The sequence below is a fragment of the Ferrovibrio sp. genome (assembly GCF_041906005.1).
Taxonomy (GTDB): Bacteria; Pseudomonadota; Alphaproteobacteria; order Ferrovibrionales; family Ferrovibrionaceae; genus Ferrovibrio.
Map to the genome: position 1 here is coordinate 1255543 of NZ_JAYRJY010000001.1, position 24421 is coordinate 1279963.

Below are 24421 nucleotides of genomic sequence, written 5' to 3' on the forward strand. Positions count from 1 at the left end.
CCCGAGGATCCACGAGTTCTTAAAAAAACGTGGATGCCCGGCACGAGGCCGGGCATGACGGATAAGGTTTTGTTGGCCACTTGAGATTTCCTCCCAAGGCGCAATTCTTCTTCCACGCTAAACTCACCTCATGATCGATTCTCTCGACCATCTCGTGCTCACCGTGCACGACATCGACGCCACGGTGACCTTCTACGAACGCGTGCTGGGCATGCAGGCCGTGCATTTCACGCCTGCCGATGGCAGCCGGCGTGTAGCACTGGGTTTCGGCCGGCAGAAGATCAACCTGCATCAGCAGGGTCGCGAATTCGAGCCGAAGGCGGAAAGGCCCATGCCAGGCAGTGCGGACCTGTGCTTCCTTACCGCGAAGCCGCTGGACGAGGTGATCGCGCATCTGCAGGCCTGCGGAGTCGCCATAACGGAAGGGCCGGTGCGCCGCACCGGCGCGACGGGACCGATCCTTTCGGTCTATCTGCGCGATCCGGACGGCAACCTGCTGGAAATTTCCAACGCGCTGTAGGTGCGTCGGTTCTGACGATGACAACAACAACTCGTGGATCCTCGGGCCAAGCCCGAGGATGACGTTTGTTTTATTTTGCAGGGCAAGAGAGTGGCCGAGCGCGAAACGTTAATCCGCGTCGGCGGCGATTTCCAGGGCGGCTTCCACGGCCTGCACCAGATCGACCATGCTGAAGGGTTTGCGCAGGATGGCATGCGCCAACTGGCCGATGCCATGGGCGCGGCGGCGCTCCATCTCGATGCCCGACATCAGCAGCACGGTAAGGTTCGGCCAGTCGCGCGTCGCCTTCAGCGTGAGTTCGACGCCATCCATGTTCGGCATCGCGATATCGGCCAGCAGCAGATCGAAACTGTCGCGGCTGAGCTTGACCAGGGCCTCGGCGCCATCGGCCACCGCCACGACGGCATGGCCGCGGGTTTCCAGCACACGCCGGATGAACTCGCGCACAGCCACTTCGTCTTCGGCGACCAAAATCCGCGCCATGGTCCCTCGCCGCTGGCGGCCCGTTGCCTAGCGGTTTCTCGCCCGGGCAGCCCCCTATTCTGGAACAGCTGTATGGATCAGCTCGGTCCGGCCCGGACACATCATGCGCCCGCAACCGTTGGTTAACCGTAACACCGATTCGCGGGAACACGAAATGCGCAATTGGCCGTATGCACACAACTGCAACGTTCAGATTGCATACAACAGGCTGGCGCCGTGGATTGCCGGGGCCGCGCGGACACCGCCTGCTGGACCGGGTTACTGAACCGGCTTACTGGACCGGCTGGCTGGCGAAGGCGACTTCCAGGTCGGTGACTTCCTCGCGCGGGGCCGGCAGCTTGACGTCGAAGCTGAGTTTTTCGCCGGCGGCGATGGCGCTCTGCTCGAGCTGCAGGGTGTAGCTCGCCAGCTCCTGGCCGCCGGCGCCACGCATGGCGACGCGCAGCGCGGGCAGCGGACGCTCGATCCCGCCGACATTGACCACCTCGCCCGAGACGGCGATGCGGGTCTGGCCGCCATCGAGAATGGTGGCGGACTTCAGGTTATGCAGCTCCAGCCCCAGCCATTCCGAGGTCTCGACCGGCAGGCCGATCGCCTCGTACAGCTTGGCGAGCGGCGGATAGAAGGCGATCAGCTCGGCGCGCTTGGTATAGCCGCCATAGCCGGCGCCGCCGAGCAGGGCCAGCAGCAGCAGCCAGCCGAGCCAGGCCCAGGAGCGCTGTTTGCGCGGCTGCGACGGCGGCCGCTGCACGCCGGCCTCGGCCAGGCGCGCCCGGCGGCGGTTCAGCACTTCGTCGGGGTCTTCGTCCAGCCCGTGATCGGAGCGCGGTTCGTCCAGCGGCGGATGCAGCGGCGGCCGGTCCGTCAGCAGCAGGTCGTCGTCATCGTCGTCGAAACCGGCAATGCGCGGCGGCGGCGGTTCCAGGTCGGGCACCGGCGGCAGGGGCGGCGGTTCGGGCGGGGCGACCCGTTCGGGCGCGGGCGGCGCGCCGCCGGGCGGCGGGGGCGGCACCCAGTCGTCGTCATGGGCCGGGGATTCGGGCTTGGCCGGGGCCGGGGGCGATGCCGGGGCCGGCGGAACCGGGATTTCGGGCTCGGGTTCGGGCAGCGGGTCCTGGTTCCAGGTCTCGCGGCAGCGCGAACACCGCACTTTACGGGGGGCGGTGCCAAAGACCGTAGGGTCGACTTGAAACCGCGTGGCGCAGCTTGGGCAGGTGAGGATCATGCCTGTGAACTGCCTGAAGCCAGCCCCTTTTGCGTTTCCGGATGCTTTCCCTTATAGGACGGACGGGGCCGCCGAAGCAAGGCTACTTCCCCGCAAGATATTGGCGCGCAAGGCATTGGGAGATTCGGGCTTGGTGCGTTTCCAGAATGTCGGCATGCGGTACGGGCCGGGGCCGGAGGTGCTGCGGGACGTCAGTTTCGAGCTGGCGGCCGGGTCCTTCCATTTCCTGGCCGGGCCCAGCGGCGCCGGCAAGACTTCCCTGCTGAAACTGCTCTACCTGGCCCAGCGGCCCTCGCGCGGCCTGATCACCATGTTCGGCCAGGATGTCTCGACCGCCAGCCGGGCCGCCCTGCCGATGCTGCGGCGCCGGATCGGGGTGGTGTTCCAGGATTTCCGCCTGCTCGATCATCTGACCGCGCTGGACAACGTGGCCCTGCCGCTCCGCATCGCCGGCGCCGACGAAAAGCGCACGCGCGACCATGTGGTCGAGCTGCTGACCTGGGTGGGCCTGGGCGACCGGCTGGAAGCGCGGCCGGCGACGCTCTCGGGCGGCGAGAAGCAGCGCGTGGCGATCGCGCGCGCCGTGATCGCGCGGCCCTCGCTGCTGCTGGCCGACGAGCCCACCGGCAACGTGGATGCCGACATGGCGCAGCGCCTGATGTATCTGTTCGTCGAACTCAACAAGCTGGGCACCGCCGTCGTGCTCGCCACCCACGACACGCAGCTGCTGCAGCAATTCCGCTTCCCCGTGATGCGCCTGCGCAGCGGCCAGCTTGCCATTGACAGGAACGCGGCATGACGAAGAAGCGCCGCGCCGTTTCAGACCTGCAGCTGGAAGCCGATTCCGGCACGCGCTTTCTGCCCTGGGCCCTGGCGGTGATGGTCTTCCTCGCCGCGCTCAGCCTGGCCGGCGCCCTGGCGCTGGGCGGCAGCATCGAGGGCTGGCGCCGCGGCGTGTCCTCGAAACTGACCGTGCAGATCGCCGACCGGCCGGGCCAGCCGATGCAGCCGCGCGTGGAGGCCGCCATCACATTGCTGCGCGGCGTGCCCGGCGTGCAGAGCGCAGACGCCCTGCCCAAAGCCGCCGTGGAGGCTTTGCTGCAGCCCTGGCTGGGCCGCGACGCGCTGGACGCCGACCTGCCCCTGCCCGGCCTGATCGACGTGACGCTGGCCGACAATGCGGCGCTGTCCGTGGATGCCCTGAGCGCGCGCCTGCAAAGCGCCGTGCCCGGCGCGCGTCTGGACGATCCCAAACCCTGGCTCGACCGCCTGGTGCAGCTGGGCCGTCTGCTGCAGAGCCTGGGCGGCGGCATCGTGCTGCTGGTGGGCCTGGCGCTGGCGGCGATGGTGATCTTCGCCACGCGGGCCGGCCTCGCCGCCCGGCGCGACACCATCGAGCTTTTGCACCTGATCGGCGCCGAGGACGGCTACATCGCCAAGCAGTTCCAGCGCCATGTGGCGCGCCAGGCGATGCAGGGCGGCATTGCCGGCATTGCGCTGGCCGTGGCGATTTTGCTGGCGATCCAGATCCTGGCTGGCGGCGTGGGCGCCGGACTGCTGCCCGGCCTGGCCCTGGCCTGGTGGCATTGGCTGGCCTTGCTGGTGCTGCCGCTGGCGGCCCTGCTGCTGGCGATCTTCACCGCGCGGCTGACCGTGCTGGGCGCGCTGCGGGCGATGGTGTGAGGCGGGCATGCTGATTCTGTTGGACCGCGACGGCGTGCTGAACCAGGACTATCCCGACGATTACGTGAAGTCGCCGGCCGAACTGATCCTGCTGCCCGGCGTGGGCGAGGCGATCGCGCAACTGAATGCGCGCGGCTGGCCGGTGGCCTTGTGCACCAACCAGGCCTGCGTGGGCAAAGGCATCATCGACGAGGCGATGCTGACGCGCATCCACAATGACCTGCGCGACCGCATCGCGCGGGATGCCGGGGCGCATATCGATGCCATCTTCTTCGCGCCCGATCCGCCCTGGGCCGTCACCGACCGGCGCAAGCCCGGCCCCGGCATGCTGCGCGAGGCGATGCGGCAGTTTCATGCCACGCCCGAGCAGACCGTGTTCATCGGCGATGCCGTCACCGACATGCAGGCGGCCACGGCCGCCGGCTGCCGCCGCATCCTGGTGCGCACCGGCAAGGGCAAAAAGACCCAGGCCGCCGGCTTGCCAGAGGCCGTGCTGCCGGTGACGATTGCCGAATCGCTGCCCGATGCGGTGGCGCGACTGCTGCACGAAGAGACCGACGAAACCATCCGCTGAAGCGACGAAACCCCGATGGCCCGCCGCAACTCCGATACGCCCCTCGCCACGCGCCTGTCGCGCGGATTGATCCTGCTTGCCGCCGTGGCGCTGCTGTGGCTGGGCGGCGGCCTGGCCTATCTGGAGCGCGTGGAGACCTTCACCCCGCCCGACAGCGAGGTGAAGACCGATGCCATCGTGGTGCTGACCGGCGGCGCGGTGCGCCTGAGCTCGGCGTTGCGCCTGCTGCATGACGGCAAGGCCGAGCGCCTGCTGGTCTCGGGCGTGGCGCCCACCACCACCAAGGCCTCGCTGATCCAGGCCGCGGTCCCGGCGATGCCGGATTCCGCCCAGGCCTCGAATGACTGGAGCGGCATCGATCTGCAGATGCTGTTCGATTGCTGCGTCGATCTGGGCTTCGAGGCCGTGGATACGGCGGGCAATGCCATCGAGGCGGCAAGCTGGGCGCGGGCGCGCGGCTTTAAGTCCTTGCGGGTGGTGACGGCGAATTACCACATGCCGCGCGCCATGGTGGAGTTCCGCCGGCGCTTGAGCGACATCGCCGTGCTGCCGCATCCGGTGCGATCGGATGCCATGCGGGTGGAGGACTGGTGGCAGCGCCGCACGGCGACGCTGTTCCTGCTGGGCGAATACACCAAATACGCCGCCGCCCTGCTGCGCGCGCGCCTGGATGACTGGCTGGAGGAAACGGTGGCCGCCGCACCCGGCAAGGCGACCGATGCGACGCCCGCGCCTGCACCGGCACCGGCACCGGCACCAGCGCCCGCACCGGCACCGATTGCAGAGCCGAAAGCCGACACACCGGCTGCCGAACAGAAAGCCACGGAATGAGCTGGCTGCGCGGGCTGATTTTCCAGATCGCCTTCCTGCTGTGGAGCACGGTGGTTGCGCTGTACAGCCTGATCCCGCTCATCCTCGGCAACCGCGCGCATATCTTCGCCATCGGCAAATTCTGGTCGGACAGCATCAATCTCCTGCTGCGCGTGATCGCCGGCATCACCTATCGCATCGAGGGCATGGAGAACGTGCCGCCGGGCGCGGTGCTGATCGCCTCGAAACACCAGTCGCTGTGGGATACCGCCATCGTGCTGGCGCTGTTTCGCGGGCCGGCCATCGTGATGAAGCAGGAATTGCTGCGCATTCCGATCTACGGCGCGCTGTGCCGCATCCAGGGCATGATCGCCGTCGACCGCGCCGGCGGCGCCAAGGCGCTTAAATCAATGCTGAAAAGCGCACGCGACGCGGTGACCGAGGGGCGCAAGCTGATCATCTTCCCGCAGGGCACGCGCACCCTGCCCGGCCAGCCGCACGATTACCAGCCTGGCGTGGCGGCGCTGTATCGCGACCTGAAGATTCCCGTGGTGCCGGTGGCGCTCAATTCCGGCTTCTTCTGGCCCAAGCATGGCCTGAAGCGTCCGGCGGGCACCATCGTAATGCGCTTCCTGCCCGCCATTCCGGCGGGCCTCGACCGCGAGACATTCATGACGCGGCTGGAAACCGAGATCGAAACCGCGCAGGCAGTGCTGGAAGCGGAGACACAGGCGGGGCTCAGGCCCCGTTGATCCGCCCGGCAAGTCCGCGCATCGGGATCAGGGCCCGGAGCGACGGATCGCGAAGCCACAGGCCGCCCCACATCAGCAAACCGAGATAGACGCTGAACAGGGTATGCGTGAACAACGGATTTTCGACACGCATCTGCGTTGCGATCGCTCCCCCCAGCAGCCCGGTCATCAGGATTGCGCCCAGCAACGCCGTGCGCGGAACGAGGTACAACGCCAGGCAGGCCAGTTCGATCAGGCCAATTGTCAGGACATAGCCATCCGGCCAACCCAACTGGCGCATGGAATCGGAGGCCACATCCGCGCCGACCAATTTTGGCGCGATGGATGCGATAGCCAGAAACGCCGCAAAGATTCCCGTCAGGGCGTATCCAAGTCGTGTCATTGCCGTTGTGCTCATCCTCAGATCCTGCCCTGTCCCTGTTCCTACCGTGCGCCTTTCGCATCTTCCGCCAGCGTGTGAGCGACCAGCGCATTCGCATGACCGTGCCCGAGGCCGTGCGTCGCCTTCAGCCAGCCGACCAGTTCCATGTGCCTTTTGCCGCGCTGGGCGCGGATCAATGCCTGCCACTCCGCGACAGGGCGGCCGTATGTCTTCTCGATGGAAGGGAAATAAGACGCCGGCCCCTTGGCGCCGGCAGTTGTGTGCGATGGTTTTCTGGCCGGCATCGGCGGTTTCCTTCATGCGCGCCGCCGCCGCGGGCATTGCGCCGCGGCAGGGCAGGATTTATCTTAGTACTAAGATATCAGGGTTTATCTTAATGGCAAGATAAAAGAGGCGCCATGGCCAGGACTGAGGATGACCGGGTTGAAATCCGCCGGCGGCAATGGGCCAAGGAAATGCCCGATCTCGATACGATCGGCATGGCCATTCTTGGCCGCGCGCGGGTCATCACCCTCAACGTGCGTCCGGAGATCGAGAAGGTGTTTGCGCGGTTCGGCGCCGATACCGGGGAATTCGACGTGCTTTTCACCCTGTTGCGCTCAGGTCCGCCCTACCGGCTGCGTCCCACCGAATTGTTCAATTCGCTGATGATCACATCGGGCGGACTCACAGGCCGCCTGGCGCGCCTTGAAAAGGCCGGGCTCGTCGAACGGTTTCCGGATGCCGCCGACGGCCGCAGCCTTCCCGTCGGCCTAACCGCCGCAGGGCTGAAGATGGCCCGCGCCGCCATCATCGAGGACATGAAAGTCGAAGCGGGCCTGCTGGATTGCCTGTCGGCGGCGGAGCGGAAGAGCCTTGCGGGCCTGCTGCGCAAACTCGCCCTCGGCCTTGAGAACAAGGATCGCTGACGCAGGCCCCGCGCCGGGCATCACCGCGACGGCGCGCAATGGCCGGCCGGCGGCACCTTGAGCAAATCCGCCGATGCCGCCGCGATGGCCTCCAGGGCGGCCGGCGCAAGCGTCACGCCCATATGATCGGCATCGGGCTGCATGGTAACGGCAATCTTCGGATTGATCGATTTCAACAGCGGATCGTAGGCGTCGGCATTGAACAGCTCGTCATTCGTGCCGACCAGGATGCGTGTCGGCCGCGCAATACGGCGTAGCGCCGCCTGCCAGTCGTCGTCAAAAGCGAAATTCAGCAGCAGGCGCATCGAGTAGGTTCGCGTGCGGATGCCGCGTGCATCTTCCGGTACGCCGAAGGCGATCACCGGCAGGTGGTCGAAGGCCGTGACGCCGAAGCCGCGCAGAATGCCCAATCCGATGATGCGGGGGATATAGGGCGCGGCCCAGCCGCCGGCATTCGGCCGGGAGGTCGGCGCACGGGCCCCCAGAAAGGGCGCCAGCGCCAGATAACCATCGAACAGGCAGGATTGCCGGCCGGCGGCGATCCGCAAAACAAAACCGCCGCCGGACGAATGGCCGATCAGGATGCGCGGCTCGGCCGGCCGGTCCGGCAGGGTTGCGGCCAGCAGGTCGGACAGATCGTCCTCAAGCTGGCCGACATAGCCGATATCTCCCAAACGCCCGCTTTCGCCATGCCCCCGGATATCGACCGCGTAGGCGGATATCCCGGCCGCCCGCAAGGCCAGCCCCAGGGCATGCATCGCCACGCCGCTGCCGCTCGATCCATGCACCAGCACCGCGATGCCGCCGCCGGGCCGGCCGGGATAGAGCCGATAGGCCAGGCTGGTCCCGTCGCGGGCCGCGATGCGGGATACAGGCGGCGGCGGGATGCGCAGGGTCTCGCCGATGCGCCGGTCCATCTGCGCCATGGTGGGCAGCACCGGCGGCGAGACTGCGGTGCCGAAGGCAATGAGTGCGGCAAGGCACAGGCTTGCGAGCAGAAATGTGATGCCCGCGCCAAGAATGAGGGTCTTGATCATGATTGCTCCGATTGTCGGGATACCGGCCTTCGCTTAGCATCGGCCACGGCGCGCGGCTTGCGCGGATGCGTGAAATTCACCGAGAAATTCGCCAATGACCTCGATCACCCACCCGCGCAGCGTGAACGGCCGGGTCTTTTTGGCCCGCAGTGGCCTCGGCCTGGGATTTGCCGCCGTCGCGCTGGGCGTGTTTGGCCCCTTCGGCAGTTACCTGTCGATGCCGCTGCCCGAACGGCTGCTGTTCCATGCCGTCAACGTCGTCGCCATCGGCGGCGGCATCAGCCTGCTCCTGTTTGCATTGCGGCGGCGTTTCTATCCGCACGGCCTGCCCTTCTGGCTGCCGCTGGCGATCGCGGCCGCCGCTGCGCTGCCCGGTACGGCCGTGGTGCATACCAATCTGCGGCTGCTGGCGCCGCGGTCGCTCGATTTCGTCTCGTGGCCGGAACTGGTCGGGCAGAACCTGGCGCTCAACCTGGCGCTGGCCCTGGTCTTCACCCTGGTGCTGCGCCGGGCCGGAGCGACGGCGGCACCCGTTTCCGGCAATGCCGTTTCCCCGCGGCATGCTGCACCGACGACGCAGCATGCGCTGGCCGGACGGCTGCCGCCGCATCTGAAGGAGGCCCGGCTGCTGGCGCTGGAAGCGGAGGATCATTATTTGCGCATTCACACCGAGGCCGGTTCGGCGCTGATCCTGATGCGGCTGTCGGATGCCGCCAGAGCGTTGGGGAGCAGCGCGGGCCAGCAGGTGCACCGCTCCTTCTGGGTTGCCGGATCCGCCATTGCCGGCACGCAGCGCCGCGACGGCCGACTGTTCCTTCGTCTGGTCAACGGCATGGAGATTCCGGTCAGCCGCAGCCACCGCGAGGCTCTCATGCGCAAACTGGGGCGGGAGACCGGGCCCGCGCAGGCGGCGCTGGAAGCGGAGACGCGGGCGGGGCTGCGATGAGCGCCGGGACGACCTGTGCCTTTGCCATTCAGTATGGCCTGGGTGAGCTGCAGTTCGAGATGCCGCTGGCCGAGGCCCTGCTGTTCTCCAACATGGCGAACCGGATGATGGCCAATGCCGGCCTGGGCTTTGCCGAATTCCGCCTGCAGATGTGGGATATGCTGGCCAACAGCATCGAGGCCGGCGACCACCTGAAAGGCGGCGCGGAGGCCAATGCCGTGGCGATGGGCGCCGCCTGGCTGGCGCTGAACTGCGCGATGCATCGCGACCATCCGGAGCGCGACTGCTTCGTGCTCAAGATGGGGGCCCGGCCTGGCGATATCGGCGTCGAGATCGCCGCCGACAACCCTTACGCCGAGGCGCATGAGGAACGCGGACAGATCTTCGCCGTCGCCAATGTCACCCGCGCGCTGTTTGACGAGGACACAAAACTGTTCCGCGACTGGGCGGCAGGCATTCAGGCCGAGATCGCCGGCGCGGCCAACGATCCCGGGCCGTAAAGGCTGCCGGCACCATCGTGATGCGCCTTCTGCCCCCGATACCTGCGGGCCTCGATCGCGAGACATTCATGACGCGACTGGAGAGCGAAATCGAAACCGCGCAGGCGATGCTGGATCGGGGACGCAGGCGGGGTGACAGCTTAATGATCCTCGTCACCCCCGGCCGAAGCGTAGCGTAGAGCCGGGGTCCCATTTTTTTTATTTTCAATATTGCCCCTCCGCCAGTGGGATTCGATAATTTTAAGATTAACAAAACCTGGCAAAGAAGCGTGATTGCATGCCTCATTTGAAAAGGAGGATTCAATGAATGCTCTCGCTCTTGCTGCCCTCGAGCTTCTTCCGAAGGGCATTGCTGTACTCAGTACATTCGCGCTGGCTTTTATGGGGGCGCGCGTCTCACTTAAGCCCGTCATGACAGAAAATAGGAATAAGTGGCTAATTGCGTTCGCGGTAATAGGTTTTGCAAATGTAATGGCCGCGCACTGGGAGAGCGAGAGACAAGAGAAAAATCTAGAAACCCGTCTAACTGGCGGCGACAACTATGTGTATCTGAGGGTTGATGAAGGCGATTTAGCCGCAAGGAAAGAATGGCTGCGCACTTGGATTTGCTCGACTGGCCATATGTTCGACGTGAAGATTCACCCTCACCCATTTGGAATAAATAGCCATAATGACCCCAACTATTTTTCGATGAGAGGCCCCGAATACAGCTATGTCGGAACTGGATGCAGATTGTCTCCAATTCCAGTGAGGGTCGGAAAATTCTGGATCGACTTTGATGCGAGAAACGGCCTGATTGTTCAGACACTGGAAATTATAGCTCCTCCTGATGGTCCATTTACGCAAGCCTGCTCCCTGCCGAGAAACGGGGTAGACTTACCGACGCCCGGTTGCCCGTCGCTAAAGGGGAGCCAGTGAGTCCGACTTTCATCCCGTCACCCCGGCCGCAGCGTAGCGCAGAGCTGGGAGCCCATTTTCATTCTCGATCCAACGAAATGGGATTCCCGCTTTCGCGGGAATGACAAGTTGAACAAGAAATTGTGGCCCTGTGCATAACCCGGGATAACTTCAAAAGACCTGTCTGCGGATCGCGGGGATAAGCCGGATTTTCCAAGCTTCACAACATATTGTGTCCGCCCCTGCGGTTGATCAATCTGTAGAAACATTAAGGGAACATTACGCTGGACTCATGCCGCTTGGGCGATAGAGTCAGAAGGCTGCGGCAGCGGGCGGTTTTTGCCGTCCGCGCCGCCGGTTTGCCTTTGTCTCTTTTCAGGATTCCCGTATGTCGCCCATCGCGCCGATTTCGCAGCAAATCTGGGACATGAAGTACCGGTTCAAGGGACCGGACGGGAATCCGCTCGACCTTTCCATCCCCGATACCTGGCGCCGCATCGCCAAGGCTTTGGCCGAAGCCGAGAAGGATCCGGCGCAATGGGAGCAGCGCTTCTTCGAGGCGCTGGAGGATTTCCGCTTCCTGCCGGCGGGCCGCATCGTGGCCGGCGCCGGCACCGGGCGCAATGTCACCCTGTTCAACTGCTTCGTCATGGGCACGATCCCCGACGACATGGGCGGCATCTTCGAACACCTGAAGGAAGCCGCCCTCACGATGCAGCAGGGCGGCGGCATCGGCTATGACTTTTCCACTTTGCGGCCACGCGGCGCGCCGGTGAAGGGCGTGGGCGCCGATGCCTCGGGCCCGCTGTCGTTCATGGATGTGTGGGACGCGATGTGCCGCACCATCATGTCGGCCGGCAGCCGGCGCGGCGCCATGATGGCGACGTTGCGCTGCGACCATCCGGATATCGAAGCCTTCATCGAGGCCAAGCGCGAGCCGGGGCGGCTGCGCATGTTCAATCTTTCGGTGCTGGTGACCGATGCCTTCATGAATGCCGTGAAGCAGAACCTGCCCTGGGAACTGACCTTCAACGGCACCGCCTATCGCACCGTGCAGGCCCGCGAATTGTGGGACAAGATCATGCTGGCGACCTACTCTTACGCCGAGCCCGGCGTGATCTTCATCGACCGCATCAACCGCCGCAACAACCTGCATTACTGCGAGACCATCGCCGCCACCAATCCCTGCGGCGAACAGCCGCTGCCGCCCTATGGCGCCTGCCTGCTGGGCTCGATCAACCTGGCGCGGCTGGTGAAAAAGCCCTTCGAGGCCGAGGCCGAACTGGACCTTGCGCAGCTCGACACGCTGGTGCAGCGCGCCGTGCGCATGATGGACAACACCATCGACGTCTCGCGCTTCCCGCTGGAGCAGCAAGCCCACGAGGCCCAGGCCAAGCGCCGCATCGGGCTGGGCATCACCGGCCTGGCCGATGCGCTGATCATGGTGGGCGCGCGCTATGGCTCGGCCGCCTCGATCAGGCTGATCGAGACCTGGATGAAGCGGCTGCAGCGCGTGGCCTATCTGACCTCGGTGGAGCTGGCGAAGGAAAAAGGCGCCTTTCCGCTGTTCGACCGCGACCAGTATCTCGCCGGCGAAAGCATCCGGGAACTGGACGAGGATGTGCGCGCGGCCATCGCGCAGCATGGCATCCGCAACGCGCTGCTGACCTCGATCGCGCCGACCGGCACGATCTCGCTGTTCGCCGACAATATCTCGTCGGGGCTGGAGCCGGTATTCAGCTTCACCTACATGCGCAGCGTGCTGCTGCCCGACGGCAGCCGCCAGCAGGAGGAGGTGAGCGATTACGCCTATCGCCTCTATCGCCAGACCAGGGGCGAGAACGCGCCGCTGACCGAGGCCTTCGTGGATGCGCAATCCTTAAGCCCGGCCGACCATGTGCGCGTGCAGGCCGCCGTGCAGAAATACATCGACAGCTCGATCTCCAAGACCATCAACGTGCCCGAAGACATCGATTTCGATGCCTTCAAGGACGTCTATGCCATGGCCTACGAGCAGGGCTGCAAGGGCTGCACCACCTATCGGCCGAACGACATCACCGGCTCGGTGCTGACCGTGAAGAAGGACGACAAGAAGAAACCGGCCGAGGCCGCCCAGCAGGCCGAACTGCCGCTGACCTCCTCGGCGCGGCCGGCCGAACTGCGCCCGGTGGAGGCGACACGCTCGCGCGATCCCGCCGCGCAGTCGCTTTCCGGCAGCGGCGTGGTCTACATGACCAAGCCGCTGGACCGGCCCGAGGCCCTGCCCGGCCGCACCTACAAAATCACCTGGCCGGAATCCGAACACGCGATGTACATCACGCTGAACGACATCATCCAGGATGGCCGCGTGCGCCCCTTCGAGGTGTTCATCAATTCCAAGAACACCGAGCATTACGCCTGGACCGTGGCGCTGACCCGCATGATGTCGGCGGTGTTCCGGCGCGGCGGCGACGTGAGCTTCGTGGTGGAGGAACTGAAGGCCGTGTTCGATCCGCGCGGCGGCCACTGGATGGGCGGGCGCTACGTGCCTTCGCTGCTGGCGGCCATCGGCGAGGTGATCGAACGCCACCTGATCGAGATCGGCTTCATGGCCGATCCCAACGCGCAGCGCGAGGAAAAGGCCGTGCTGGCGCTGGCCGCCAATGCGGAAACGCCGAAGCCGCTGTCGGGCCTGCGGCAATGCCCGAAATGCGGCCAGCCCGGCCTGATCCGCTCCGAGGGTTGCGATACCTGCACCTCCTGCGGCTATAGTAAGTGCGGATAAGGCAGGGCTTTACGCGCGCGTAAAGCATTGCCGTTAGGGAAATGCACCGCACGCTAAAGCCGATGAGCGCCCATCAAACCAGCGCCGAGCCAGGCCAGTCTCCGATCAAGGCCGCACCCATAAAGGCCGTTCTGTGGGATTTCGGCGGGGTGATCCTCACCTCGCCCTTCGAGGCCTTCCGCCGTTATGAAGAGGCACGCGGCCTGCCGCGCGACTTCCTGCGCGGCGTGAATGCGGTCAATCCCCATACCAATGCCTGGGCGCGCTTCGAGCGCGGCGAGGTGGATGCCGCCAGCTTTGGCGACCTGTTCGCGGCGGAAGCGAAGGCCCTGGGCCATGACGTGCATGGCAGCGAGGTGCTGAAGCTGGTGTCGGGCGAGATCCGCCCGCGCATGGTGGCGGCGCTCAAATCCGTGAAGACGCGCTTCAAAATCGCCTGCCTGACCAACAACATGCCGCTGGGCCACGGTCCGGCGATGGCGGTGAGCCCGGAAAAGGCCGCCGCCGTGGCCGAGGTGATGCGCCTGTTCGACATCGTGGTGGAATCGAGCAAGGTGGGCGTGCGCAAGCCCGAGCCCGCCTTTTACCAGCGCGCCTGCGAGCTCTTGGATATCCAGCCGTTCGAGGCCGTGTTCCTCGACGATCTCGGCATCAACCTGAAACCCGCCGCCGCCATGGGCATGCAGACCATCAAGGTCGAAGACCCGGACAAGGCCCTGGCCGATTTGAGCCGCATCATCGGGATGGAGTTTGCATGAGCCGCGCCGACGACATACTCAATTCCGAATTCGGCACGCTGCCCGGCCTGGTGGCCGCCTATGCCGCCGAGCGGCCGGACCATCCGGCGCTGATCGATGCGGAAGGTGTTCTGACCTACGGCCAGCTGAATGCCCGCGCGGATCGTGTTGCGGCAGCCCTGCAGCGCGACGGCGCCAAACACAGCGTCAGCATCGTCAGCTATTCGCGCAACGACTATGTCACCGTCTATGTCGGCGCGTTGCGCGCTGGCCTGGCCGTGGCGCCGCTGGCGCCGTCGTCTCTCCCTGAGCAGATCGTGGCCATGGCCAACGATGCCGATGCCGCGCTGATCTTCCTGGATGGCGACAACGAAACCGCGCTGAACGGCGTGCTGGATCAACTGCCGCGCCGCATCCGGCTGGACACGCCCGCCTTCGAAGCCTGGCTGGCACCGGAGGGCACGCAGCCGGCACCGGTGAACCTCACGCCACAGATGCCGTTCAACATCATCTATTCCTCGGGCACGACGGGCACACCGAAAGGCATCGTGCAGTCGCATGCCATGCGCTGGGCCCATATGCAGCGCGCCAATCTCTATGGCTATGACCGAGCGGCCATCACGCTGCTGTCCACGCCGCTCTATTCCAACACCACGCTGGTCAGCCTGTTCCCCACGCTGGCCGGCGGCGGCACGGCGATCCTGATGCCGAAATTCGACGTGGTGAAATACCTGGGCCTCGCGCAGAAACACCGCGTGACCCATACCATGCTGGTGCCGGTGCAGTACCAGCGCATCATGGCGCATCCCGATTTCGACAAATACGACTTCTCCAGCTTCCGCGCCAAGTTCTGCACCAGCGCGCCATTCAACGCGTCGCTCAAGGCCGACATCCTCAAACGCTGGCCCGGCAAGCTGATCGAGTATTACGGCATGACCGAGGGGGGCGGCACCTGCATCCTGATCGCCGACGAATTCCCCACCAAGCTGCATACCGTGGGCCGGCCGGCCGAGGGCCACGACATCCGCCTGATCACCGAGGACGGCAGGCCGGCGAAACCGGGCGAGGTCGGCGAGATCGTCGGCCATTCCGGCGCCATCATGACCAACTACCACAAGCAGCCGGGCAAGACGGCGGAAGCCGAATGGTTCGACGAGACCGGCAAGCGCTTCATCCGCACCGGCGACATGGGCCGCTTCGACGAGGACGGCTTCCTGCAACTGATGGACCGCCGCAAGGACATGGTCATCTCGGGCGGCTTCAACATCTATCCCAGCGACCTGGAGGCCGTGTTGCGCCAGCACGGGGCCGTGTTCGACGTGGCCGTGGTGGGCGTGCCGTCAGAGCAGTGGGGCGAGACGCCGGTAGCGTTTGTGGTGAAGGCACCGGGTGTCGGGATCGGTGCCCCCGAGCTGCTGGCCTGGGCCAATGCCAAGCTGGGCAAGATGCAGCGCATATCCGCCATCGAATTCCGCGAGATGCTGCCGCGCAGCGCCATCGGCAAGGTGCTGAAGCGCGAATTGCGGGATGAGTACAAGGTGGCGGCTAAAATCTAGCCGTCATGGCCGGGCCCAGAGAAGTCTTCTTGGCCGGGCATGACGGTTTCAGTAGGGATCATATCCCCGGGCAGCGTTTTTTCACTTCCGCCAGCAGGTGGTGCAGCGGGCCGTCGCCGATGCCCAGTTCGTCCAGATGCGCCACGGTGTTGGCGAGATAGACCGCGTTAGGCCCGCGCGCGCCGCAGCAGGTGGCGATGGTGTCGATGACCTGCCGTTCGCTTAGATACCCCGCATATTGTTTGTGGTGCGGATCGGCCACGAAAGCCAGCACCTTCACGCGGCTGCCGTCTGCCATCTGCGCCAGGTGGAAGCCCGGGCGGTAGACGCCGGTGACCATCTCGCGGCGGTAGAGATAATCGATCACGGCGGTTTCGTCGCCGCGCTTCACGCGAAACGCCTTGCCGGTGCAGGAGCCGCCGGGCATCAGGCCCAGCACCAGGCCGGGCTGTTCCGGCGTGCCGCGATAGCGGTGCGACCAGACGCAGAAACCGCGATGGAAGCCCCACAGCCGCGCCATCATCTGTTTCGAGAAGGGAAAACCCGGATCCCACATCAGCGAGCCGTATCCGAACACCCAGAGCGGCTGGCCCTTTTCGGGCACGATCCGGGGAAAGGGCGGCGCGGCCTCGCCGGGCAAGGGCTCTTCGTGATCGAAGGGAATATGCTTGCGTTTCGCCATCACCGCTTCGGGGCGATATTCACCAGCGCCACGCCCATCATGGTGGCGGCCATGCCGGCCAGCGCCAGCGCGCTGAGCTGTTCGCCGAACAGGAAATAGGCCACCAGGGCCGTGCAGGGTGGCACCAGGAAGAACAGGCTGGAGACTTTCGCCGCCGCGCCGCGCCTGATGAGAATGAACAGCAGCGTGATGGCGCCCAGCGACAGCACGAGGCAGAGCCAGCCGAGCGCAAAGATGAATTCGCCGGTCCACTGCACCTGCCGCGTCTCGTACAGCAGCGCGAACGGCACCAATGCCACGGTGGTGGCGGCGAACTGGATCGCAGTGCCCGAACGCAGGTCGATCTGCGGGCAGAACTTCTTCTGGTACAACGTACCCACGGTGATACCGACCAGCGCGATCCCCGACAGCGCATAGCCCCAGGCGGTGCCGATGCCGGTGTCCAGCTTGGTCCAGACCACCAGCACCACGCCACCCAGCCCGAGCGCCAGCCCAAGCCATTGCCGCGCCGTGACGCGTTCGCCCAGCACCGGGCCAGCGGCGGCGGCCACTAAAAGCGGTTGAATCCCGACGATCAGCGCCGAGATGCCGGCCGGCACGCCATGGAAAATCGAGGCGAAAACGCCGCCGAGATAGACGCCATGCAGCAGCAGCCCCGCCACGGCGATATGGCCGGCCATGCGCCAGTCCTGCGGCCAGGGCGCGGCGGTGAAGGCCGCGAAGATGCAGAGCAGAACCGTGACGGCGGCAAAGCGCAGAACCAGGAAGGTCATCGGCTCGGCATAGGGCAGGCCGAGCTTGGCGCCGATGAAGCCGGTGGACCACAGCAGGACGAACAGGCCCGGCATGGCGGCGATGGCCCAGGTCTGCAGCGAAGTCGGTCTGGCGGTGGTGGAAGACAGCATAACGGCGGGAGGCGGCGATTGGTTCTCGGCACTATTGACCGTATGTCCAGCTATGGCAAGAAGCCGCCAATGGCAAGCCGGAGAACGGCCGGGCAAGCCGCAGAAGGGCGGCAAGCTGGAGAAGAGCGTGGCGGCCTGCTATATCCACGCCATGCGCTATATCATCCTGGCCGGCCTGATCGTCGGCGCCCTGCTCGGTTATTATGTCCTGTGGTCGCATCTGGCCGACCAGGTGGCGACCCAGGCTACCGCCTGGATCGAGAACCAGCGCCGCCAGGGCCGCGAGGTGGAATATACCGGCTGGCGGCTCTGGGGTTTCCCCTATCGCCTGTCGCTCACCATCACCAACCTGAACTGGCGCGATCCGCAAAGTCCGCTCGCCTGGAAGCTGGGCGTCGAGGAATTCACGGCCCACCTGCAATTCTGGGACCTGCATCACGCCATCTTCGAACTGCCGGGCAAGCAGCGGCTGGGCTGGCGCGAGGGCAATGCCGAAAAGAATGTCGAACTGACCGCGGAGCGCTTCCGCGCCAGCCTGGTGCTGGATGCCGCCAACAATCCGCTGCGCTTCGCCGCCGATATCGCCAAACCGGCCATCGGCGGCAATGTGCTGAACGGCTGGTCGGCCGAAAAGCTGCTGCTGCATGCGCGCCGCGCCGACAGCCAGCCGCCCAGCGCCGACCTTTCCCTGCAGGCCGACTCCATCACGCTGCCGGCAAACATGGATGGCCCGCTGGGCCGGCAGATGACATCGCTGAAACTGATCGGCACCTTACGCGGCAATGCCTATGGCAGCAGCCCGGAAGCGATGCTGGCCTCGTGGCGCGACGGCGGCGGCGTGGTGGATTTCCAGACCGTGAGCCTGCATTGGGGCGGCCTGATGCTGGATGGCGACGGCACGCTGACGCTGGACAAGCAATTCCGTCCACTCGGCGCCCTGGGCGGGCAGATCCGCAATGCCAATGCCGGCATCGACGCGCTGGCGGCAGCAGGCAAGATGAAACCCGACGAGGCGGCGGCGGCAAAAGCCGCTCTGACGCTGGTGACCAAGCGCGATGCAAAGGGCGAGGCTTACCTGCCCGTGCCGCTGACCGCGCAGGAGGGCAAACTGTTCCTTGGGCCCGTGCCGCTGTTCAGCCTGGCCCCGGTGCTGACGCCGCCGACGCCATAAGGCCATCAGAAAAAATGAGATGCCGGGTCAAGCCCGGCATGACGGGTTCAGTTGAAATCGTCACCCCGGCCTTGAGCCGGGGTCCCATTGTTTACCGGAACAATTCCATCAGGCCTGCGTATCGCCCTTCGCCGCCGGGCTGCGGCCGAAATCGGGCGCGGCGGTTTCCTGGCCGGCATCGATGATGGCCCGGCGGATGGCGCGGGTGCGGGTGAAAAGATCGAACAGTGTGTCGCCTTCGCCCCAGCGGATCGCGCGCTGCAGGGCGATCAGGTCTTCGGTGAAACGCCCCAGCATTTCCAGCACCGCTTCCTTGTTGTTGAGGAAGACGTCGCGCCACATGGTGGGATCGGAGGCGGCGATGCGGGTGAAGTCGCGGAAGCCGCCGGCGGAATACTTGATCACTTCCGATTCCGTCACGGTTTCCAGGTCGTCGGCCGTGCCGACGATATTGTAGGCGATCAGATGCGGCACATGGCTGGTGATCGCCAGCACCAGATCGTGATGGCGCGGCTCCATGATCTCGACCTTGCTGCCGATGGCCGCCCAGAATGCCTTCACCTTCTCCACCGCCCGGGCATCCGTTCCGGCCTCGGGCGTGAGGATGCACCAGCGATTCTGGAACAGCGTGGCGAAACCCGCCTTGGGGCCGGAATGCTCGGTGCCCGCCACCGGATGGCCCGGCACCAGATGCACGCCCGGGGGCAGATGCGGCGCCACATCGCGGATCACCGCCTGCTTGCACGAACCGACATCGGAGACGATGGCGCCTTTTTTGAGCGCCGCACCGATATGCGCCGCCACGGCAGCATTGGCGCCCAGCGGCACGCAGAGCAGCACCAGATCGGCATCCTTCACGGCCTCGGCCGCATCGGTATGCACGCTGTCGCCCAGTTGAAGCTCCTGCGCCTGCCGGCGGTGCGCCTCATTGGCATCGGCAATCGCGATATGCTTAGCCAGCCCATGCTCGCGCGCGGCGCGGGCGATCGACGAACCGATCAGGCCGATGCCGATGATGGCCAGTCTGTCGAAAAGAGGGCGGTTGAACACCGCATTCAGCCTTTCATGACGTCGGTGAGGGCGGCGATCACCATGTCGTCTTCCTCCACCGTGCCGATGGACAGGCGCAGGGCGTCGGTCAGGCCATAGCCGCCCATGCCGCGCAGGATCAGGCCGCGCCGGCGCAGGGCTTCGTCGGCCCGCTTGACCTGCTCGGCCCCGCCGGGGAAACGCATCAGGATGAAATTCGCCACGCTGGGCAGGACTTCAAGGCCAAGCTTCTGCAACGCCGCCGTGACACGCGCCACTTCGGCATCGTTATGGGCACGCGCCTTCTCGACCCAGGCGGTGTCTTCCAGCGCGGCGACGCCGGCAGCCTGGGCGGCGGCATTGACGTTGAAGGGACCACGCACGCGGTTGAGCACGTCGATCACGTTGGCCGGCGCATAGGCCCAGCCCAGCCGCAAGGCCGCTAGGCCGTAGATCTTGGAGAATGTGCGCAGCACCATGGTGTTGTCGGAGCCGGCCACCAGCTCCATGCCGTTGGAATAGTCGTTGCGGCTGACATATTCGGCATAGGCCGCGTCGATCACCAGCAGCACGCCATCGGGCAGGCCGGCGCGCAGGCGACGCAATTCGGCAGCCGGAATATACGTGCCGGTGGGATTGTTCGGGTTGGTGAGGAAGACCAGCCGCGTCTTCGGCGTGACAGCCGCCAGGATGGCATCCACATCGGCGGTGAAGTTCTTCTCCGCCACCTTCACCGGCGTCGCGCCACGGGCCTGCGTGGCAATCGGATACATCATGAAGCCGTATTGCGAATAGATCACCTCGTCGCCCGGGCCGACATAGGCGGCACAGATCAGCGAGATCATCTCGTCCGAGCCGTTCGAGCAGACGATGTTCTCGGCCGGGATGCCGTAGTGTTTCGCCAGCGCCTGACGCAACGCATCCACCGCGCCGTCGGGATAGCGGTGCAGCTCGGTCGCCATCTGCTGGAACACCGCCATCGCCTTCGGGCTGGGGCCAAGCGGCGTTTCGTTGGACGACAGCTTGTGCACCTTGGTGACGCCGGGCACTTTGCCTTCGCCGCCCTTGTAGGGGGCGATATCGAGAATTCCGGGTTGCGGCTTCGGCGCGGTCACGGCAGGCACTCCTTGGTCGAAATCGATGTTACGCCGGATCGGCGGGCAGCGGCACGGCATAGGCGCCGATCACCACCGCATCGTCGATCAGTTTCGGGTCGGCGGCAATCAGCGCGGCCAGCCGGGCATCGTCGGCGGCCATGAATCCGTCGCTTTCCAGCAGCACGCGGGCGCCATCCTCGCCGCGGCGATGCTGGGCCAGCACCCGGCCTTCCAGGCCCACCTGGGCCAGCAGGGCGGAAATGCGGGCGATGCTGGGGGCGGACTCGGTCATGGCCAGCACCAGCAGGCTGCGATCCTCACCCGATTCCTCGGGCGCGGCATTGGCGATCACATAGGCGTCCAGCTCGGCCAGGCTGCCGCGCGGATTGGGCACGAAGGGCAGCCGGGCGATCACGCGCGGCGTATCGGGCGAACGCGAGGCGAGCTGCGGCCACCAGCTTTCCTTCTCGCCATCTTCGGGCTGGGCCATCACGCCGATGGCGGCCGGCTGGGCCGAGATGGCGCGCATAACCGCCGTGGCCGTGGTGCAGAGCTGCAGCGGCGTGGTGGAGCCATACCAGTCGCGCGCCAGATCCCAGCGCGCGGCCGACTTGTTGGGGGCGTGCACCGCCACCTTCACGGTCCGGGCCTGCACCGGATAGAGCGCGGCGATCATCTCGCGCCAGATCCGCGACACCGAGGCGGCCGGCAGGCCGCCGCGATGGCGGGCGATCAGATGACGGATGATCTGGGCCTCGCGGCCCGGCCGCAGGAAGCCCTCCTCGCCGGTGCTGCGCTTGGTGGTCGCCACGCGCTGGACGGCCTCGGCGCGCCGGCGCAACAGATCCAGGATCTGGTCGTCCAGCACGTCGATCTCGCGCCGCAAATCGGCCAGGCTCGGGGTATGGTCACTCATGGGAAACAGGATACCGGGGGCTGAAAAAACCGCATAGTCTTAGGGGCTTCGCCCCTGAAAAGCAAAGAAAACATTGACACCATCGGCGGGGGTCACTAAGCACGGGGACCCGCGCCGGACAGGGTCCCGGCCAGGCTTCGCCACGCCCGTCAGGGCCGGCGGAAATCCCCGCTCCAAGCCCTGTAGGATATCCCGGCTGCCTGCCATGAGTGCCGCACTCCCCCCTTTGTCCCGCCACGATCCCGTCGGTCCCGGCCACCGGGTCACCCTGGGCGAAACCTTGGCCCTGAAGCTCGATTGCGGGCTCGACCTCGGCCCCTACCAGATCGCCTATACGACCTATGGGCATCTGAATGCCGAGAAGTCGAACGCCATCCTGATCTGCCACGCGCTCACCATGGACCAGCATGTAGCGAACACCCATCCGGTGACCGGCAAGCCGGGCTGGTGGCTGACCGCCGTGGGCCCGGGCAAGATCATCGACACCGATAGATTCTTCGTGATCTGCGCCAATGTGCTGGGCGGCTGCATGGGCTCGTCGGGCCCGGCCGAAACCGATCCGGCCACCGGCAAACCCTATGGCCTGCGCTTCCCCGTCATCACCATCCGCGACATGGTGAATGCCCAGGCCATGCTGCTGGACCACCTGGGCATCCACCAGCTGTTCTGCGTGATCGGCGGCTCGATGGGCGGCATGCAGGTGCTGCAATGGGCGGCGAGTTATCCCGACCGCGTCTTCTCGGCCATCCCGATGGCCACTGCGGCCAAGCATTCGGCGCAGAACATCGCCTTCCACGAGGTGGGGCGCCAGGCGATCTATGCCGATCCGCAATGGCACCAGGGCGATTATTTCGATCACGACACCATTCCGCGCGCCGGCCTGGCCGTGGCACGCATGGCAGCCCATATCACCTACCTGTCGGAAGCAGCATTACACCGCAAGTTCGGCCGCAACCTGCAGAACCGCGAACGCATCACCTATGGCTTCGAGACCGAGTTCCAGGTGGAAAGCTACCTGCTGCACCAGGGCTCGACCTTCGTGGAGCGGTTCGACGCCAACTCCTATCTCTACATCACCCGCGCGATGGATTATTTCGACCTGGCGGCCCAATTCGCCGACAAGGGGGCGGGCGGCAATCTCGCCAACGCCTTCCAGGGCACGAAGACCCGCTTCTGCGTCGTTTCCTTCACCTCCGACTGGCTTTTCCCCACGGCGGAAAGCAAGGAGATCGTGCGCGCCCTGAACGCCGCCGCCGCCAATGTCAGCTTCGTCGAGATCGAGACCGACAAGGGCCACGATGCCTTCCTGCTGGACGAGCCGGTGATGTTCCGCACGCTGAAAGGCTTCATCGAGGGCTGCGCCGAACAGCGCGGTCTGAACGGGAGCCAGAAATGAGTAACGGCAGCACACACAGGGACATCCGCCGCGACCTGCTGATGATCGCGGACATGGTGGCGCCGCAAAGCCGCCTGCTGGATGTCGGCTGCGGCGACGGCGCGCTGCTGGAATACCTGGCGCGCGAGAAGCAGGTGGATGGACGCGGCATCGAGATCCGCCAGAGCGGCGTGAATGCCTGCGTGGCGCGGGGCCTTTCCGTGATCCAGGGCGACGCCGATACCGACCTGCCGGATTATCCCGATGCCGCCTTCGACTACGTGGTGCTGAGTCTGACCCTGCAGGCCACGCGCAATCCGCGCAAGGTGCTGCACGAGATGCTGCGCATCGGCCGGCGCGCCATCGTGTCGTTTCCCAATTTCGCCTATTGGCGGGTGCGGCTGCAGCTGATGTTCGGCGGCCGCATGCCGATGACGGCGGCGCTGGACGATCCCTGGTACGAGACGCAGAACATCCATCTCTGCACCATCCAGGATTTCGACGAGCTCTGCGCCCGCGATGGTTTCGTCGTCGAGCAGCGCATCGCCGTGGACGGCCATGGCAACCGCAGCGGCTGGAAGCTGCAGGGTGCGGCGGCCAACTGGTTCGGCGCCCAGGCGGTCTATGTATTGCACCGCCGATAGGCGGTGCGGGCGGCCCATGTTTTACGCCGGCGCGGGACCTGAACCGCCATCCTCACGAAAGCTGCGCTCGGCCCGCAGCCGCGCCGAGGGCGACGGATTGAGTACGAAGGCGCGCTGCTTCTGCTTCACGGCGCGGGCCGGCACGCCGGCATAGACCTGCTTCTCGGCCTCCACCAGCAACACGCCGGAAAACCGGCTCCACAGGATCTCGCCCGTCTTCTCCCAGGCGTTCACCGCCTTGATCACGAAGGCGCGGTCCGACGGCGGCAGCCACAAGGCGGCCTGCGACGCGGTCGGCGAGAACATCGCATCGCGCATCAGCCGCGTGAGCTGCGGCGGTGTATACGGGTGGCCCTGGCCGAAGGGCGTCGCTTCGATATGCGCCCACAGGCCGCGCCGGTTCGGCACCACAGCCAGCAGCCGGCCCTGCGGGGTGAGCACCCGCCACACCTCGCGCAGCAGGGCGCGGGTGTTTTCCGAATTCTCCAGCGCGTGCATCAGCAGCAGGCGGTCGACGGAGGCATCGGGCAGCGGCAGGTCGTCCTCGTCCACCAGCATGACGCGGCCGGGCAGGCCGCGCGGCCAGCGCACCACGCCCTGCGGCCCGGGCATGGCGGCGATCACCCGCTCGGCCTCGCCCTCGAAAATGCGCAGATAGGGCGTGGCATAGCCGAGGCCAAGCACTGTCAAACCATGAACATCGGGCCAGAAGGCGCGCAGTTTCGGCCGCAGCAGGCGGCGCACCGCCCGCCCCAGCGGGTTGGCGTAGAATTCGCGCAGATCGATGATGTCCGGCCGCAGCATGGCGCTATATTAGCAGCTTCCCGT

At 65.8% G+C, this 24421-nt stretch carries 27 protein-coding genes; 16 read left to right on the top strand and 11 right to left on the bottom strand.

Features of this window, described 5'->3' with window-relative positions; all coding sequences use genetic code 11:
• The first annotated feature begins 130 nt into the window (after positions 1-130).
• A complete protein-coding gene (locus tag ACE3OO_RS05910; protein ID WP_374300741.1) occupies positions 131-520 on the top strand; it encodes a VOC family protein in 390 nt (129 codons plus the stop codon).
• A 108-nt stretch (positions 521-628) separates the two neighbouring features.
• Here the strand turns inward: ACE3OO_RS05910 and ACE3OO_RS05915 are convergent, their stop codons facing one another.
• Together ACE3OO_RS05915 and ACE3OO_RS05920 are read right to left on the bottom strand one after the other, a co-directional pair.
• Positions 629-1003 (bottom strand): response regulator, encoded by a 375-nt coding sequence (locus ACE3OO_RS05915; RefSeq protein ID WP_374300742.1) that lies wholly within the window; start codon positions 1001-1003, stop codon positions 629-631.
• 271 nt (positions 1004-1274) lie between these two features.
• Entirely contained in the window at positions 1275-2228 is a 954-nt protein-coding gene (locus ACE3OO_RS05920; RefSeq protein WP_374300744.1) for a DUF3426 domain-containing protein, read from the bottom strand.
• Positions 2229-2358: 130 nt separating this feature from the next.
• On the opposite strand from ACE3OO_RS05920, the gene ftsE reads away from it, so the two are divergent.
• From ftsE to ACE3OO_RS05945, 5 genes are read left to right on the top strand one after another with little or no spacing between them, the layout of a single operon-like run.
• Positions 2359-3027, top strand: coding sequence for a cell division ATP-binding protein FtsE (gene ftsE / locus ACE3OO_RS05925; RefSeq protein WP_374300747.1), 669 nt, complete (start codon positions 2359-2361; stop codon positions 3025-3027).
• On the top strand, positions 3024-3911 hold the full coding sequence (locus ACE3OO_RS05930) for a cell division protein FtsX (RefSeq protein WP_374300749.1): 888 nt from the start codon (positions 3024-3026) through the stop codon (positions 3909-3911). The genes ftsE and ACE3OO_RS05930 overlap by 4 nt, the downstream gene beginning before the upstream one ends.
• A 7-nt stretch (positions 3912-3918) precedes the next feature.
• Positions 3919-4485, top strand: coding sequence for a D-glycero-alpha-D-manno-heptose-1,7-bisphosphate 7-phosphatase (locus ACE3OO_RS05935; protein WP_374300751.1), 567 nt, complete (start codon positions 3919-3921; stop codon positions 4483-4485).
• Positions 4486-4500: 15 nt separating this feature from the next.
• A complete protein-coding gene (locus ACE3OO_RS05940; RefSeq protein ID WP_374300753.1) occupies positions 4501-5316 on the top strand; it encodes a YdcF family protein in 816 nt (271 codons plus the stop codon).
• Positions 5313-6047, top strand: coding sequence for a lysophospholipid acyltransferase family protein (locus tag ACE3OO_RS05945; protein ID WP_374300755.1), 735 nt, complete (start codon positions 5313-5315; stop codon positions 6045-6047). Before ACE3OO_RS05940 ends, ACE3OO_RS05945 begins: the two co-directional genes overlap by 4 nt.
• Here the strand turns inward: ACE3OO_RS05945 and ACE3OO_RS05950 are convergent.
• Together ACE3OO_RS05950 and ACE3OO_RS05955 are read right to left on the bottom strand one after the other, a co-directional pair.
• Positions 6034-6444 (bottom strand): DoxX family protein, encoded by a 411-nt coding sequence (locus tag ACE3OO_RS05950; protein WP_374300757.1) that lies wholly within the window; start codon positions 6442-6444, stop codon positions 6034-6036. The two genes, ACE3OO_RS05945 and ACE3OO_RS05950, sit on opposite strands and share 14 nt — an antisense overlap.
• A 26-nt stretch (positions 6445-6470) precedes the next feature.
• Complete coding sequence (locus ACE3OO_RS05955) at positions 6471-6713, bottom strand: DUF4287 domain-containing protein (RefSeq protein WP_374300759.1); 243 nt, start codon at positions 6711-6713, stop codon at positions 6471-6473.
• 171 nt (positions 6714-6884) lie between these two features.
• On the opposite strand from ACE3OO_RS05955, the gene ACE3OO_RS05960 reads away from it, so the two are divergent.
• Positions 6885-7337, top strand: coding sequence for a MarR family winged helix-turn-helix transcriptional regulator (locus tag ACE3OO_RS05960; protein ID WP_374300761.1), 453 nt, complete (start codon positions 6885-6887; stop codon positions 7335-7337).
• A gap of 20 nt (positions 7338-7357) precedes the next feature.
• On the opposite strand, the gene ACE3OO_RS05965 is transcribed toward ACE3OO_RS05960, so the two are convergent.
• Positions 7358-8374, bottom strand: coding sequence for an alpha/beta hydrolase (locus tag ACE3OO_RS05965; RefSeq protein WP_374300763.1), 1017 nt, complete (start codon positions 8372-8374; stop codon positions 7358-7360).
• 94 nt (positions 8375-8468) lie between these two features.
• Between ACE3OO_RS05965 and ACE3OO_RS05970 the strand changes: the two genes are divergently transcribed.
• The 6 genes from ACE3OO_RS05970 (at position 8469) to ACE3OO_RS05995 (ending at position 15774) form a co-directional block, all read left to right on the top strand.
• Positions 8469-9320, top strand: a complete 852-nt coding sequence (locus ACE3OO_RS05970) for a LytTR family DNA-binding domain-containing protein (RefSeq protein ID WP_374300765.1) — start codon at positions 8469-8471, stop codon at positions 9318-9320.
• A complete protein-coding gene (locus ACE3OO_RS05975) occupies positions 9317-9820 on the top strand; it encodes a hypothetical protein (RefSeq protein ID WP_374300767.1) in 504 nt (167 codons plus the stop codon). The genes ACE3OO_RS05970 and ACE3OO_RS05975 overlap by 4 nt, the downstream gene beginning before the upstream one ends.
• A gap of 303 nt (positions 9821-10123) precedes the next feature.
• A complete protein-coding gene (locus ACE3OO_RS05980) occupies positions 10124-10738 on the top strand; it encodes a hypothetical protein (RefSeq protein ID WP_374300769.1) in 615 nt (204 codons plus the stop codon).
• 367 nt (positions 10739-11105) lie between these two features.
• Complete coding sequence (locus tag ACE3OO_RS05985) at positions 11106-13481, top strand: adenosylcobalamin-dependent ribonucleoside-diphosphate reductase (RefSeq protein WP_374300771.1); 2376 nt, start codon at positions 11106-11108, stop codon at positions 13479-13481.
• A 62-nt stretch (positions 13482-13543) separates the two neighbouring features.
• Entirely contained in the window at positions 13544-14239 is a 696-nt protein-coding gene (locus ACE3OO_RS05990) for an HAD-IA family hydrolase (RefSeq protein ID WP_374300773.1), read from the top strand.
• Complete coding sequence (locus ACE3OO_RS05995) at positions 14236-15774, top strand: class I adenylate-forming enzyme family protein (RefSeq protein ID WP_374300775.1); 1539 nt, start codon at positions 14236-14238, stop codon at positions 15772-15774. The genes ACE3OO_RS05990 and ACE3OO_RS05995 overlap by 4 nt, the downstream gene beginning before the upstream one ends.
• Before the next feature lie 58 nt (positions 15775-15832).
• Here the strand turns inward: ACE3OO_RS05995 and ACE3OO_RS06000 are convergent, their stop codons facing one another.
• Positions 15833-16456, bottom strand: coding sequence for a gamma-glutamylcyclotransferase (locus ACE3OO_RS06000; RefSeq protein WP_374300777.1), 624 nt, complete (start codon positions 16454-16456; stop codon positions 15833-15835).
• A complete protein-coding gene (locus ACE3OO_RS06005; RefSeq protein WP_374300779.1) occupies positions 16456-17361 on the bottom strand; it encodes a DMT family transporter in 906 nt (301 codons plus the stop codon). The genes ACE3OO_RS06000 and ACE3OO_RS06005 overlap by 1 nt, the downstream gene beginning before the upstream one ends.
• A 52-nt stretch (positions 17362-17413) precedes the next feature.
• Between ACE3OO_RS06005 and ACE3OO_RS06010 the strand changes: the two genes are divergently transcribed.
• The gene (locus ACE3OO_RS06010) at positions 17414-18532 is read left to right on the top strand and encodes a DUF2125 domain-containing protein (RefSeq protein WP_374300781.1); all 1119 of its coding nucleotides are present in this window, start codon (positions 17414-17416) and stop codon (positions 18530-18532) included.
• A gap of 108 nt (positions 18533-18640) precedes the next feature.
• Here ACE3OO_RS06010 and ACE3OO_RS06015 read toward each other — a convergent pair whose 3' ends face one another.
• From ACE3OO_RS06015 to pheA, 3 genes are read right to left on the bottom strand one after another with little or no spacing between them, the layout of a single operon-like run.
• Positions 18641-19591 (bottom strand): prephenate/arogenate dehydrogenase family protein, encoded by a 951-nt coding sequence (locus tag ACE3OO_RS06015; RefSeq protein ID WP_374304667.1) that lies wholly within the window; start codon positions 19589-19591, stop codon positions 18641-18643.
• Positions 19588-20676 (bottom strand): histidinol-phosphate transaminase, encoded by a 1089-nt coding sequence (hisC, locus tag ACE3OO_RS06020; protein ID WP_374300783.1) that lies wholly within the window; start codon positions 20674-20676, stop codon positions 19588-19590. Before hisC ends, ACE3OO_RS06015 begins: the two co-directional genes overlap by 4 nt.
• Positions 20677-20704: 28 nt before the next feature.
• Positions 20705-21574, bottom strand: coding sequence for a chorismate mutase (gene pheA / locus ACE3OO_RS06025; RefSeq protein WP_374300785.1), 870 nt, complete (start codon positions 21572-21574; stop codon positions 20705-20707).
• Positions 21575-21779: 205 nt separating this feature from the next.
• Between pheA and ACE3OO_RS06030 the strand changes: the two genes are divergently transcribed.
• Together ACE3OO_RS06030 and metW are read left to right on the top strand one after the other, a co-directional pair.
• Positions 21780-22970 (top strand): homoserine O-acetyltransferase, encoded by a 1191-nt coding sequence (locus tag ACE3OO_RS06030; RefSeq protein ID WP_374300788.1) that lies wholly within the window; start codon positions 21780-21782, stop codon positions 22968-22970.
• Positions 22967-23593 carry a methionine biosynthesis protein MetW gene (metW, locus tag ACE3OO_RS06035; protein ID WP_374300790.1) on the top strand — a complete coding sequence of 209 codons (627 nt, stop codon included), beginning with the start codon at positions 22967-22969 and terminating at the stop codon, positions 23591-23593. The genes ACE3OO_RS06030 and metW overlap by 4 nt, the downstream gene beginning before the upstream one ends.
• 21 nt (positions 23594-23614) lie before the next feature.
• On the opposite strand, the gene ACE3OO_RS06040 is transcribed toward metW, so the two are convergent.
• Positions 23615-24397: a methyltransferase domain-containing protein gene (locus ACE3OO_RS06040; RefSeq protein ID WP_374300792.1), complete on the bottom strand. Its 783-nt coding sequence runs from the start codon at positions 24395-24397 to the stop codon at positions 23615-23617.
• Positions 24398-24421 lie beyond the last annotated feature (24 nt).

Bases quoted from the DNA above. Each gene is read 5' to 3' on its own strand.
- ACE3OO_RS05910 (WP_374300741.1), top strand. From the start codon at position 131: ATGATCGATTCTCTCGACCATCTCGTGCTCACCGTGCACGACATCGAC.
- ACE3OO_RS05915 (WP_374300742.1), bottom strand. From the start codon at position 1,003: ATGGCGCGGATTTTGGTCGCCGAAGACGAAGTGGCTGTGCGCGAGTTC.
- ACE3OO_RS05920 (WP_374300744.1), bottom strand. From the start codon at position 2,228: ATGATCCTCACCTGCCCAAGCTGCGCCACGCGGTTTCAAGTCGACCCT.
- ACE3OO_RS05930 (WP_374300749.1), top strand. From the start codon at position 3,024: ATGACGAAGAAGCGCCGCGCCGTTTCAGACCTGCAGCTGGAAGCCGAT.
- ACE3OO_RS05935 (WP_374300751.1), top strand. From the start codon at position 3,919: ATGCTGATTCTGTTGGACCGCGACGGCGTGCTGAACCAGGACTATCCC.
- ACE3OO_RS05940 (WP_374300753.1), top strand. From the start codon at position 4,501: ATGGCCCGCCGCAACTCCGATACGCCCCTCGCCACGCGCCTGTCGCGC.
- ACE3OO_RS05945 (WP_374300755.1), top strand. From the start codon at position 5,313: ATGAGCTGGCTGCGCGGGCTGATTTTCCAGATCGCCTTCCTGCTGTGG.
- ACE3OO_RS05950 (WP_374300757.1), bottom strand. From the start codon at position 6,444: ATGAGCACAACGGCAATGACACGACTTGGATACGCCCTGACGGGAATC.
- ACE3OO_RS05955 (WP_374300759.1), bottom strand. From the start codon at position 6,713: ATGCCGGCCAGAAAACCATCGCACACAACTGCCGGCGCCAAGGGGCCG.
- ACE3OO_RS05960 (WP_374300761.1), top strand. From the start codon at position 6,885: ATGCCCGATCTCGATACGATCGGCATGGCCATTCTTGGCCGCGCGCGG.
- ACE3OO_RS05965 (WP_374300763.1), bottom strand. From the start codon at position 8,374: ATGATCAAGACCCTCATTCTTGGCGCGGGCATCACATTTCTGCTCGCA.
- ACE3OO_RS05970 (WP_374300765.1), top strand. From the start codon at position 8,469: ATGACCTCGATCACCCACCCGCGCAGCGTGAACGGCCGGGTCTTTTTG.
- ACE3OO_RS05975 (WP_374300767.1), top strand. From the start codon at position 9,317: ATGAGCGCCGGGACGACCTGTGCCTTTGCCATTCAGTATGGCCTGGGT.
- ACE3OO_RS05980 (WP_374300769.1), top strand. From the start codon at position 10,124: ATGAATGCTCTCGCTCTTGCTGCCCTCGAGCTTCTTCCGAAGGGCATT.
- ACE3OO_RS05985 (WP_374300771.1), top strand. From the start codon at position 11,106: ATGTCGCCCATCGCGCCGATTTCGCAGCAAATCTGGGACATGAAGTAC.
- ACE3OO_RS05990 (WP_374300773.1), top strand. From the start codon at position 13,544: ATGAGCGCCCATCAAACCAGCGCCGAGCCAGGCCAGTCTCCGATCAAG.
- ACE3OO_RS05995 (WP_374300775.1), top strand. From the start codon at position 14,236: ATGAGCCGCGCCGACGACATACTCAATTCCGAATTCGGCACGCTGCCC.
- ACE3OO_RS06000 (WP_374300777.1), bottom strand. From the start codon at position 16,456: ATGGCGAAACGCAAGCATATTCCCTTCGATCACGAAGAGCCCTTGCCC.
- ACE3OO_RS06005 (WP_374300779.1), bottom strand. From the start codon at position 17,361: ATGCTGTCTTCCACCACCGCCAGACCGACTTCGCTGCAGACCTGGGCC.
- ACE3OO_RS06010 (WP_374300781.1), top strand. From the start codon at position 17,414: ATGGCAAGAAGCCGCCAATGGCAAGCCGGAGAACGGCCGGGCAAGCCG.
- pheA (WP_374300785.1), bottom strand. From the start codon at position 21,574: ATGAGTGACCATACCCCGAGCCTGGCCGATTTGCGGCGCGAGATCGAC.
- ACE3OO_RS06030 (WP_374300788.1), top strand. From the start codon at position 21,780: ATGAGTGCCGCACTCCCCCCTTTGTCCCGCCACGATCCCGTCGGTCCC.
- metW (WP_374300790.1), top strand. From the start codon at position 22,967: ATGAGTAACGGCAGCACACACAGGGACATCCGCCGCGACCTGCTGATG.
- ACE3OO_RS06040 (WP_374300792.1), bottom strand. From the start codon at position 24,397: ATGCTGCGGCCGGACATCATCGATCTGCGCGAATTCTACGCCAACCCG.